General features: G+C 43.0%; 9 protein-coding genes. 4 read left to right on the top strand and 5 right to left on the bottom strand.

Annotation, left to right across the window (positions count from 1 at the left end):
* Positions 1–226 precede the first annotated feature (226 nt).
* The 4 genes from mreD to stpA all read right to left on the bottom strand — a co-directional run bounded on the left by mreD (position 227) and on the right by stpA (position 4583).
* Entirely contained in the window at positions 227–790 is a 564-nt protein-coding gene (mreD, locus tag P5674_RS09335; protein ID WP_006619862.1) for a rod shape-determining protein MreD, read from the bottom strand.
* A gap of 69 nt (positions 791–859) precedes the next feature.
* Positions 860–1654, bottom strand: a complete 795-nt coding sequence (mreC, locus tag P5674_RS09330) for a rod shape-determining protein MreC (protein ID WP_006619861.1) — start codon at positions 1652–1654, stop codon at positions 860–862.
* A gap of 43 nt (positions 1655–1697) precedes the next feature.
* Entirely contained in the window at positions 1698–2708 is a 1011-nt protein-coding gene (locus P5674_RS09325) for a rod shape-determining protein (RefSeq protein WP_035737285.1), read from the bottom strand.
* A gap of 588 nt (positions 2709–3296) precedes the next feature.
* A complete protein-coding gene (gene stpA / locus P5674_RS09320) occupies positions 3297–4583 on the bottom strand; it encodes a glucosylglycerol 3-phosphatase (RefSeq protein WP_006619859.1) in 1287 nt (428 codons plus the stop codon).
* 183 nt (positions 4584–4766) lie between these two features.
* On the opposite strand from stpA, the gene P5674_RS09315 reads away from it, so the two are divergent.
* The 4 genes from P5674_RS09315 (at position 4767) to P5674_RS09300 (ending at position 10562) form a co-directional block, all read left to right on the top strand.
* The gene (locus tag P5674_RS09315; protein ID WP_006619858.1) at positions 4767–7106 is read left to right on the top strand and encodes a tetratricopeptide repeat protein; all 2340 of its coding nucleotides are present in this window, start codon (positions 4767–4769) and stop codon (positions 7104–7106) included.
* Positions 7107–7359: 253 nt separating this feature from the next.
* Entirely contained in the window at positions 7360–9585 is a 2226-nt protein-coding gene (locus tag P5674_RS09310; RefSeq protein WP_006619857.1) for a pentapeptide repeat-containing protein, read from the top strand.
* Positions 9586–9620: 35 nt separating this feature from the next.
* Complete coding sequence (gene dndE, locus P5674_RS09305; protein WP_006619856.1) at positions 9621–10004, top strand: DNA sulfur modification protein DndE; 384 nt, start codon at positions 9621–9623, stop codon at positions 10002–10004.
* 147 nt (positions 10005–10151) lie between these two features.
* The gene (locus P5674_RS09300) at positions 10152–10562 is read left to right on the top strand and encodes a late competence development ComFB family protein (protein ID WP_235181486.1); all 411 of its coding nucleotides are present in this window, start codon (positions 10152–10154) and stop codon (positions 10560–10562) included.
* On the opposite strand, the gene P5674_RS09295 is transcribed toward P5674_RS09300, so the two are convergent.
* On the bottom strand, positions 10559–11707 hold the full coding sequence (locus tag P5674_RS09295) for a helix-turn-helix domain-containing protein (protein ID WP_006619854.1): 1149 nt from the start codon (positions 11705–11707) through the stop codon (positions 10559–10561). The genes P5674_RS09300 and P5674_RS09295 overlap by 4 nt on opposite strands.
* Positions 11708–11738 lie beyond the last annotated feature (31 nt).

Raw genomic sequence — 11738 nt, 5'->3', positions numbered from 1 at the left:
TCTTATTTGATTCCTAAACGTCTCGCACCTATTCTCGCTTCTTATACCGTATTGCCCTAAAATATTAACCTAATTTGAGATTAAATCATGCTCCCCAAAATGCGACTGCTGAATCGACCCCTACGGCGATCAGCCCAACTAACTTGTCTCCAAATAGCTTTTATTGCGATCGAGAGGGGTTTGGTTTGAGTTGGGCGGTTAGGACTTGCTGCATTGGGGATTAGGTTTAACGGTTTCTCAGAGATGGGATTTGATGATATTTTTGGTGGAATTTCCACCAACGACTGAGGGGAAAGTAGACCACAGGAGCCAATAAACTACTGAGTATGGCTGAACTGATGGCAATTTTTTGGCGATCGCTCCAAATGTCTGCCAAATCATTTGTAATGGTTCCTAAGCCCCATTGGCTAAATTGTAAGGCTCTGATCATCTCGACGATGATCGCCATGCCAAATACAATCATAGCCACGGAGATAAAATCTTCTTGAATATTCTTGAGCAACAACTTAGAAAGTACGAAGGTGATGACGGCAGCAATGACTAATGGAACCGCATGGCTAGGCTGTGGGGCGCTGATGCTATCACTCAAGAAACCCATGACTAAACCAGCAATAATAGCCTGGGGAAGCGATCGCCTGAGACTCCAAGCTACTAACCAGATGACCGGCCAATTAGGACCAATGCCAAACATATCAATACCAGGGACTCTGACGAGCATCAATAAAATACAGGCGATCGCAGAACCCACATTAATCAGAGCATTTAGTAATTGACCATTTGTGATATACATTTAAATCTTAAAAATTGGATTATCCAAATCATTTGTACGGACGAGTTCACCAATCATCTGAACTTGCGCCTACTCTGGGAGTGATGGGTTATTCAAGGCTGAAGACTGTTGCTGATTTTGGTAAACCACCACCCACTCTAAGGAATCAAGGGGAGCAAAAAATGCGATCGCTGCCTCTGGTCCTGTGGCTTTGTTAATATCGACAGATACCACCTTACCCACTGGCCAACCCGGAGGTAAGATTTGGCTAAATACTGAAGTTGTCACCACATCTCCCGGTTGAACATCAGGAACAGTATTAAAAAATACCATAACTCCCTGATTGTTATTGAGACCCTGCAAATAACCCATCTGACGACTACGCGCGACAGCCACACCAATGCGACTGGTAGGGTCAGTCACCAGCAGAACTTTACTGGTGTTGGGGGTGACACTAATAATGCGTCCCACTAAACCACCTGGTCCTATCACTAAGGCGTTTTCTTTAACACCCGCTTGACTTCCCCGCCCCAAAGTTATCTGTTGCCACCAATGGTCAGGACTACGGGCAATCACCGGAGCCACCACACCTTTAAAATTAGGTCTAGTGGAAACATAGTCTACCAGTTCTCCTAACCTTTTGTTTTGCTGTTCCAATTCTTCAACTCTAGCTTCAAGTCCTTGGATAATAGGATTCAGGGACTCAGCTTGTTGTTGTTGTTCCAATCTTTGTTCAGATTGAATTTGAAACGGGCGAGTTATCCAATAATAAACCTCAAACAGTGCAGCACCTTGGGTTTGTCTTACCCATAATGCTGTGAAAACTGCTAAACTTAGCAGTGCTAATTGTGAACCGTATCGATTCCACCAGGTGCGTGTACCCATCTATTCCTCCGCAGCAGCCTACACAAATTATTTAACCAAACAGCTACGGATTTTGTGATTGTCGTGTAAATACCCGTTCAAACTGTTCCATATTCTCTAAAACCCGTCCAGTTCCCAATACTACACAGGAAAGGGGATCTGTAGCCACATGGGTGACAATACCAGTTTCGTGACTAATCAGAGCATCTAAGCCTCTCATCAGAGCTCCTCCCCCGGTTAACATAATCCCTCGATCAATAATATCGGCGGCTAGTTCTGGGGGGGTTAGCTCTAGGGTGCGCTTAATGGCTGTAATAATGTCTGATAGTGGTTCTAGCATACTCTCGCGGATTTCTGCGGCTTTAATGGTGACAGTCCTAGGTAATCCTGAGAGTAAATGAATCCCCCTGACTTCCATAATAGATTGTTCTTCGCCATCAATAGGATAAGCTGAACCTAGATTTATTTTAATCTCTTCAGCGGTTTGATCCCCAATTACTAAATTATGGACTTTTTTCATATATTGGATGATCGCCTCGTTTAGGTCATCCCCGGCGACTCGGAGGGACTCACTCAGCACGTTTCCTTCTAGGCTGAGTACAGCTACTTCTGTGGTTCCGCCACCAATATCAACTATCATATTGCCTGTGGGATCTACCACCGGAAGACCAGCGCCAATAGCTGCGGCGATGGATTGATCTAGCAGTTTGACATCTCCGGCTCCGGCTTGGGTGGCCGCTTCAATTACGGCCCGTCGTTCTAGCCCAGTCACACCACTGGGAACGGCAATTACAATCCGAGGAGCAAAAAGGTGTTTTTTCCCGTCATTAACTTCCCGGATAAATACTCTCAGCATCTGTTCTGTCGCTTCTACATCTGCCACCACCCCATTACGCAGAGGACGTACAACACTGACGTTTTTAGGGGTACGGCCTAACATTTTTTTGGCAGATTCTCCCACGGCTAATGGTGTTTTGTCGTCTTCGTTAATGGCAACTACGGATGGTTTTTGCAGAACTATTCCCTTTCCTGATACATAAATGAGGGTGTTTGCGGTTCCTAGGTCGATGCCCATGTCCCGTGATAAGGAAAAGCGATTAAAAAAGCCCACTGGTGTTTACGCCCCCAATTTTGATTAATTCTTTATTCAACGCTATCTTGGCTATGTTGATACGATACAACTTAGACTATGCACAAACAGCACTGGCAAACTCGGTTGACTGGAATACGAGAAAGCTATTGCTAAGATGACACCCTAGCAGTTTGGCATATTTTTTTTCTCAAACGCAGAATTTCACTGGAAGTTATAACCAGTTTTCTGGTTTGAGTCAATCCTGGTGAACCGATGTGGATTGTAGTATGTTTTGGTCTCAGAGTCTAGTCTTTCAGTGAAGACTTGACTATGTGCTGCTATACATATCCCTGAACTGGGTCAGCCCTAATGTAAGGGTTCGGTGGACAAGGCAAGGTTTCAGGACAAACAAAATAGATCAATTCAAATATCATCCTGGTTCTGGACTTATGGGAAGATAATATATATATAATTTTGGTTTATAATCGGGGTCTACTGGTTTTGCTCACCCGGGTTGACGATGATTATTTGATATAATTCAAGGCTGTTTTGATGGTGAAACAGGAAAGGATAACAGTTGATGCGGCTGCTCTATGAACTGCATCTACCTTGGGCAACTTTTTGGAAAAAGTCAATATATTGGAGATGTCCTTGAGGAAATGCGACATTGAGGGTGAGGGGATCTTCTGTGTCTAGGGGGTCGCCGGGTCCAGCCACTACTTCTAGTATTCCATCTTCATTGGTTCCTAATTTAAGAGGCTGGCGATTTTTCACTTCTCCCTGGGAACTATCTACATAGATAATAATATTTCCGGTATGGAATGCTTTGCCAATTTCCTGAATTAATAATAAAAAGTTGCGATCGCTTCCACCACGACGGATTTCTAATTGACCATCTAGCTCTTGAGATTGGCTATTTACGGTATCACCTACGCCGACGATTAAAGGCATTTGTTGGGGATCAAAATTAGCTTTGACTAACTCTAATAGATCAGCGATCGCCTGGGGACACTGGCGGACATTAAAATCTGCGCCGAGGGGATAACTGCCGGTTTGTTGAAAATAGTAACGATTCAACAAAGCTAAAACCCCAGCTTCTTTAATTGCACCCCTAATCATAAACTGAAAATCCGTAGTACCAGAGTCTCCTAATTTTGCCGGACGTAGAATTTCTTTACCCTGTGTATCTCGCCCTAAATTGGGGGCATAGTGAACAAAAAATGAGTTTTCTAAGCCTTGGGCTTTGGCTTTTTCTAATAACTCGATCATTAACTGATGAATGTCTTGTTGTAAGTCGGCATAAACTTGATGGTGGTTATGGAGGCGATCGTAAAATGAGTTTAAGTTAGCGGTTGGTGAGGCTTGATTATCCAAAACGGAAGCATCAATACATTTTTCTATATCTTCAGGGGCAAAAATATCCTGATGTGTCTGACAAAATCTTTCTAATCGGGCGCGAATTTCACGGGGAACGATCGCCAAAAATTCCAACTCAGCATCAGTAACGCCTGGATGAGATACTTGTCCTTGGCGATTTTGCCATTGCACGCCGCCCCCGGCTAAACCGGGAAGATAAAGCCCTTGTTTGGTTACTAAGTTCGGATCACCAACGGCTCGTTCAATAATACCATTTACGCCACGAGTGCCGATATGTTCTCCATTGGTCAAAACGTAAAAATGACCATCTAACAGGGAAGCGGCGCGCACATAATCTAAACTAATCTGGCGATCAAGGGGATCTTTGACCAATCCCATACAAACCCCATCCAAGTCCTGAATAATCAAGAGGTTTGGAGTCTGAACCAAAACCTGAGTGAGGGTCTGATGGTCAAGGGACAGAGACTGCTGGTGCAATGGGATTTGGGATAATGGTGTCATGGTGGAGCAAAAATTGACCGCGCGATCGCCACTATACCATGTGGCTGGTATTTTCCCAAGCCATGTCTGGCAGAATGAGCCAGGCTATGGCAAAATCGCGATAGACTAGAATGATTATTAAATATACAAGCAGGGCAGTTCCGGCTGTTCTCGACTGACTCTGATTTTAAGGAAGGAATTGTAATGCAGCGCCAGAATCGAGCCGTTTTAGCATTAATGTCCGTAAGTAGTATTATGATCTCAGCCTTTGTGCTGTCGGTTGATGTGGCCCGTAGTCAGTCTAACCCCGTCGAGGTCAGTCCGGCGGAGGTGGAACGATTACAGAATGAACTGCGACTACAGGAGGCGGTACAGGCGGAAGCGAACCAAATTTTTAGCCGGACAATGGCTTTGTTTAATCTGCTGCTGTTGTTGTTGGCTTTGCTGTTGGCGGCGGCGATCGCTGCTTTATGGATTTTACGGCGATCGGTCATTCATGAAGTTACTGGAATTGTGGAAACCCATCTAAACGAACTGGGGGACTTGGAAAATAAAATCACCAGTGGGAATGAACAGGTACAAACTTTGATGAAAAATACCGAGGTGTTAGCTGGTCAATTGAATCAGCAAGCTGAGGGTTTTGAGCAAGATCTGGGAACTCGGCGAGAAGAAATGAACGCTATGCAATCTGAGTTCGTGAAGTCGAGGGAACAGGTGCTACTAAAGTTTGAGGAGCAGATTCAGAAACTACGGGAAACCCGGGAACATTTACAACGGGAATTAACGGCTCGTATGGGAGAGCTGAAGCAACAGGTGGATGAACGGGGGGAGTTGGCTCAACAGGATTTACAGAGGTTGGTGGATACTCTGGAAAATGAATTTTCTCAGGTTCATAATGATTTGGGAAATCGGCGAGAGGCCTGGTTTGAGGAGTTGCAGGAGTCGGCTGGTCAATTTTCTACAGAATTAGCACAATTGCAGGGGCAGACGCAACAGGAACAAAGGTTAATTGTTGATAATTTGAAACAGCTTGGGGAAGTATCAACGCGGGATATTTCGAGAGTGCCAGATGATGTTAATGAACAAAAACAAGCGGTATTGTCTCTGTTAAAGGGTGCGGAACGGGAGTTTGCTACTCAGTTGGCGCAGTTACAACAGGAAGTGAGAAAACAACGGGATTTGGTGTTAGAAAATATCAGCCAAATGGCGGCGGATTTTTCGCCTCAACTGTCAAATATTCGTGAGGAAGCGGAATTGGCAGCTCAGAAGAAGGTGGAAGTGGCTTTATCAGATTTGGAGAGGTTAGGGGAGACTCTGGCGACTCAAATTGCTGACGCTCAGTTGAAAATTCAAGATCGGATTCGGGATAAGTTTCAGTCTCTTAAACAATTGGAAAGTGAGTTTGTGGCTCAGGTGACGGAGGCGCAAACGGGAATTCAAAATCAGAAACAGCGGGTTTTACAAGAGTTGGAAATATTGCAAACTGATGTGGGAAGTCAGTTAAATGGTTTGAAAACGGAAATTCGCGATCGCAAAGATGGTACTTTCCAGAAATTAGATAAGTTTGAAAGTACATTGTCTGAACAGTTGGCGGTGATGCAGTCTGATGCAGAATCGGAAAAACAGCGGATTATTCAACAGTTGGGAACGGTTTATTCGGCAGCAGAAAATCAAAAGGATGAAATCTTGGCACAATTGGTGATGCTGCAAGAGTCTGCGACTACTGATAAACAACGAATTTTGCAGGAGTTGGCTGAGATTTCGCCGACTTTTATCGCTGAGTCTGCTTTGTCAGAAATTTTGCAGAAGTTAGCAGGGGTTAATGAGGAACTGGCTAAGATTAAGGCGGCAAATCCTGAGCTGTTTATGACGGCGGAAGATTATGTGCATCAGGGTAATTCCTATTTTGCTAAGGGTGAGTTTGAGACGGCTTTAGAAATGTTTAATCAGGTGGTGACGCGGAAACCTGATGATTATCGAGCTTGGTTAAATAGGGGTATGACTTTAAGCCGTTTGAGGCGGCTTGAGGAGGCGATCGCTTGCTATGATCGAGCGTTAGAATTGAAGCCAGATTACCATCAGGCTTGGGTTGATCGGGGTGTGGCTCTTGGAAAGTTACAGCGCCACTCCGAAGCGTTTGAGTCTTTTGATCGAGCGGTGAAGGTGCATCAAGATGATGGGGTGGCTTGGTTAAATAGGGGTATGGCTTTGGATGTGTTAGAACGTTATGAGGAGGCGGTTAAGTCTTTTGATGTGGCGACTCACTGTGATCCGAGTTTGGCCAAAGCCTGGAATTATCGGGGTTATACTTTGCTAAAATTGGAGCAGGATGCGATCGCAATAGATAGCTTTAAACGGGCCTTAGAGGTGCAACCAGATTATGCTGATGCTTGCTATAATTTGGCTATGGCTTATGCCATAAATAGTCAGGTTGATTTGGCGACGGAACATCTGGAACAGGCTATTAACTTAAATCCCCGATATGGGAAAGAGGCTCGCACTGATCCTAATTTGGAACCGATCGCTCGTCGGCTGCGTTCTTAGGCTTCATGTTGAGGAATATCAAGTTAGTTCATTTTGTCCATACCATAGACACAGCCAGTCTCACCCCTTTGACAATGGTATAGCTGCTAGGTAAGTGCTGGCTGTGGCTGAGGAAATCCCCAAATTTGATCAAATTTTGACAGTGACTTTACAGCTTCAATTAGACTGAACACGCTTAATCAAAAACGGTAGATATTTGCGGGTTGATTTCGGTCAATTATGGTAAATGTAGGGCAATTCAAGGGGGCTATCAATGGCAAGTTTTGACAAACCTAGTGGAACTTATGAGCAGGGAGAAAAATCCTCGTCATTCTATCATAATCAGTCGGATACTGAGAGAGTACAGGAGAAAATTTATCAGTATTTTATCGAGAGGGTAAAACAGGAAAAACCCGATGAAGTTTTGGCTAAGTTTGAAGCAATATTTCTGAAATTTTCTGGCCCGGTTGACCGGGAAATCAAACAAAGTTTGAAATACCTGATTGCTAAAAATCAACAGCAAAAATTTCAAGAATTAATCAAGCGCACTTGTTATATTTTAATCAATAACTGGTATGTGGGGAGATATTCTGAGTGTGTACAAAAACTAATTGCCAAGCTGAATGAAGTTAGACAGCAGGATTTTGGGGGTGATGATGAAGAGCATATTTGTTTACATAATTGGTTAATTAAATTTTTAAATAGTTCTGATTATCAAGATATTAAGGCAGTCACACAGGTAACGGTTAATCAGAATTGGAGCGATCGCTATAAAACCTATTTATTAGTTTCTCAATATGCTAATCCTGACAACTCTTGGGAACATCGAGAAGTAGCGAGAAATTTATCACAACAACTCCGGGACAAATACAAGTTTGAATTAGCTATGTATTTATCCCGTTCTGAGTCTGCCAGTTATCCCCATAAGGATTTAAAAAATCCTACTCATCTGGGTGCGGAAGTTATTACTCTAATTAAAAAGGCTATTTCTACTCAAAGTGTCTCCCAAAGCAAAGTCAAAGCCGACCATTTTTTAGAACAAGTAGAACCCTTAAAATACGGAGACTTTAAACATAAGTTTTATGATTATTTAATGGTGAATGTTGACTCCAAACATCCCTTCAATGTGATTAGTTCCCGCCTAGATAAAATGCTAAATGATTTAGGCAACCAATGGAGCGATCGTCAGATGAATGCCAATATGATCCAGATAGTTTGTAATCAGACACTGGAATTTTTGACCATGAGGAGTAATGGTAATCCTTCCCCTAATTTCACTTTGTCAATGAAGCACGCTACTCATTTGACATTAGCAATTATTTTAATGAAAGTAGTTTTAATTTCTCCGAACAGTCGAGAGCATCTGGATTTGTGCATTTCTAGGATTATTAGTTATTATCAAAATTCCGATGAACAGCAATGTAAAATTGTCATCCAGTTTTTAGAGGTTTTTAACTTAGTCTCTACTTTATTCACCGAAAATATTCAGTATAATTTAGTCTCAATTAAATCTGAGGATGGCATCTTACCATCAGCCACTGAGCTAGAAACATCTCGGCTATTTTCTCAGTTCCAAGGACTAGACCTGCGCCAGACCAACTTAAAAGGAGTTAACCTGAAAAAGATGGATTTAACAGGTGCGGATATGCGAGAAAAAAACCTCGAGGGAATGAGTTTAATTCAACTAGATTTGCGACTGGTAAATTTAGCGAAAGCCAACCTAAGCCATGCTATTCTTAACGGTTCTAAATTAGCTGTTGCTAATCTGAAGGGAGCGAATCTGCAAGAGGCAAGTCTGGTAAAAGCAGACCTAAGACGTGCAGATCTGGAAGAGGTTAATCTGAGTTATGCGAGTCTAACAACTGCTAAGTTACAACGAGCGAATTTGCGATCGGCTTGTTTAATTGAAGCTAATTTAATGGCAGCCAGTTTAGAAGGCTGTGACCTAAAGGGTGCAGATCTAAGTAATGCCAATTTAGAATCAGCTAAGTTAAACCAGGCTAATTTAGCTCATGCTAATCTACGGGGGGTTAATTTACGCAATGCGAACCTGCGAGGGGGTAATTTAGAAGGGGCACATTTAGAAGGTGCAGATCTTAGAGGTGCGGACTTACAGGGTGCTAATTTAAAGGGTGCTAATTTATACAGAGCCAACTTTTATCAAGCTAATATTACAGAAGGTAATTTTAATGGAGCGAAGCTGAGACGAGTTAATTTTAACCGCAGCGATTTACGGGATGCTGAGTTAATAAGAGTTGACCTCAGTAAAAGTCGTTTACGAAGTGCTTGTTTGCGGGGTGCTAATCTAAGTCAGAGTAATTTAAAGGGTGCTGATTTGACTCGTGCTGATTTAAGTAATGTTAAATTTACTGGTGCTGATTTGAGTTGTACTTTAATTCGTCATGCTAATTTAAGTGGGGCTGATTTAAGGAATGCTAAACTTGAAAAGGCGAACTTATTTGGTAGTAATACTGTAGGCTGTATCAGAAATGATGTATAACTTTTAACAGAAACTGTTAGAGAGTTACTGAGATTATGGAATCACCAGTTGAGCGTTTTCGCTTATCGGAAACAGCTAAGGACCAATTGATTAAACTGAAACGAATCACTAAAATTGACCAATGGAATATTTTATGTCGCTGGGGTTTCTGTCGTTCCCTTGGGGAGTCGAGTCCCCCTTCTCCGGTGCCGATCGCTAATTATAGTAATGTGGAACTAACCTGGCGAGTGTTTGCGGGTGAGATGTCTAATATTTTAACAACTGCTCTCAAACAACGCTGTTATGAGGATGGCTTAGGAACTTCGCCGGAAACCCTCGAACAACAATTTCGGCTACATTTACACCGAGGTATTGGCTATTTGGCGGGGGATAGTGAACTGCAAACCCTAGAAGACTTAACAGATTTAGTGTTAAAATGAAAGTATTGGTGCGAGACGTTTACTGTAATAGTGAATAAGAGACAACTGTGAAAGTATTTGATAGGGTGTTTTGCTTAGGTAACAAATATTAAGCCCGGTGGAGTTATGGCTAATCCGGGTTTTTGTAAATCTTGGGGGATTGAGATTATGGCAACTATTAAATCCAGGAAATACCATAATGTTATGGAAGATCTAGTGTCTGAGGAAGTCCGACGACAGTTAGTTTCGATGTCTCCTCGGCTAACTCAATATATTAAACGGGTGGAGGTAGAAACCTATGCTTTAAACCGTTTACCACCTCTGTATGCTTGCAGTAGAGAAGGATGGCTACATCAAAAGCGGCGGGGGACTGAGGACTGTTATGAGCAGGTAAAAATAGCAGTGCGTCAGGCTTTGGCTGCTGTTCAGCGGGATTTGTTGAGAAATTCGACTCCCTTGGTAGGGGATGAGGAGGAACACAAAACTGCCACCACAGCTACTCATCCCGTGACTAAGGGATCTAAAGACCCTGAGCAATATAAATATTTGCGTAAAAGTAACTCTTATTACAACCGTTAGGGGTTATGAATAAAGTTGCTTAACTCCATGCTGATTAATTCCTGTGGGATTAATTCTGGGGAGATTCTTTCGGGTGGGGCGATATCTGCTCCTAAAACAATACCTTGCTGATGGTTTTTTAAACCTGGTACGGCTGATTTGGCTTCGGATTCAGATTTACTATCGGGTTTAATCTCAGGTAGATCTGGGGGTAATTCAGTTTCTGGGAGAGGTTGATCCGCTATCCAAGCAATGCCACCCAGGGAAGCTGCTAAAATGGCGGTATAACCCAGATATAGGTGAACAGAATTCAGATAAAACCTAGAGTCTAATTCAATTTTTGACCACGAACGAACTAGGGTCGGGTCAGGATTGGGAGTGGGTAGGAATCCGGCTAAAGCACTGCCGTTAAGTCCGAGAGCATTGCCTAAACGACATATAAACCCTCTCAAATAGATATCTTCGGGTAGGCGATCTATTTGACCTTTTTCGATCGCTTGTATAACTTTAACTGGGATGAGAGTGTGATGATGAATTTCTGCTAAGGTTATGCCCTTATCGGCGCGGGTTTTTTGTAATTTTTTGCCAATTTGACACAGGCAATTTTCCCGCCTTTTTTGAGATTTTTCCGCCTCTTGTGCGCGGGTGAGTTTTTGAGGTTTTTTCTTCTTGGCTGTGGTGGTCTTGGGTTTGGGGGTGGGATCTTTTTGACGGGTTTTTAATTGGCTATGGGATTTATCGTGATCCTCTGGTGAGGATACGGGAGAATTATCTGTTGGAGGTTTGGGTTTTTTGGCAGATACTTCTACTTTTGACGGGGATGAGGAGGTTTCAGATGTGGGCTGAGGTGTTGGAGAATGGACGGAAGGCTGCGGCGGTGGGATAATGACGGTTTGATCGGCGCTGACTAACATCATTCTCTGCTGTCTGATTAACTGTTTAACAGAAAGCTGGATCGCCTCTCTACCAACTGCTTTGATGACTATTTCAGCTTTAGTGGCGGCTTCCCCTAACATCTTTTGGAGGCTTTGCATAGCAATCTGATAAACTTCGCTCTTGTGCAATTCTGCCTCAATCTTATATAAAAGCGATCGCATATCCTCTGAGGAAATCTCGGCAGCCATCCCGGCGGCGCTGAAGTTAACTGTAGGATTAATATCGTGCATTATCGGTCTCCCCTAATCCAAGTTCTATAAT

Origin of the sequence: Limnospira sp. PMC 289.06 (assembly GCF_032350395.1) — a bacterium.
GTDB classification, from domain to species: Bacteria; Cyanobacteriota; Cyanobacteriia; order Cyanobacteriales; family Microcoleaceae; genus Limnospira; species Limnospira platensis.
The sequence above is the reverse complement of the archived record's forward strand: the minus strand, read 5'-3'. Positions and strand labels throughout refer to the sequence as shown.

Bases quoted from the DNA above. Each gene is read 5' to 3' on its own strand.
- P5674_RS09315 (WP_006619858.1), top strand. From the start codon at position 4,767: ATGCAGCGCCAGAATCGAGCCGTTTTAGCATTAATGTCCGTAAGTAGT.
- P5674_RS09300 (WP_235181486.1), top strand. From the start codon at position 10,152: ATGGCAACTATTAAATCCAGGAAATACCATAATGTTATGGAAGATCTA.
- stpA (WP_006619859.1), bottom strand. From the start codon at position 4,583: ATGACACCATTATCCCAAATCCCATTGCACCAGCAGTCTCTGTCCCTT.
- P5674_RS09295 (WP_006619854.1), bottom strand. From the start codon at position 11,707: ATGCACGATATTAATCCTACAGTTAACTTCAGCGCCGCCGGGATGGCT.
- mreD (WP_006619862.1), bottom strand. From the start codon at position 790: ATGTATATCACAAATGGTCAATTACTAAATGCTCTGATTAATGTGGGT.
- P5674_RS09325 (WP_035737285.1), bottom strand. From the start codon at position 2,708: ATGGGCATCGACCTAGGAACCGCAAACACCCTCATTTATGTATCAGGA.
- P5674_RS09310 (WP_006619857.1), top strand. From the start codon at position 7,360: ATGGCAAGTTTTGACAAACCTAGTGGAACTTATGAGCAGGGAGAAAAA.
- dndE (WP_006619856.1), top strand. From the start codon at position 9,621: ATGGAATCACCAGTTGAGCGTTTTCGCTTATCGGAAACAGCTAAGGAC.
- mreC (WP_006619861.1), bottom strand. From the start codon at position 1,654: ATGGGTACACGCACCTGGTGGAATCGATACGGTTCACAATTAGCACTG.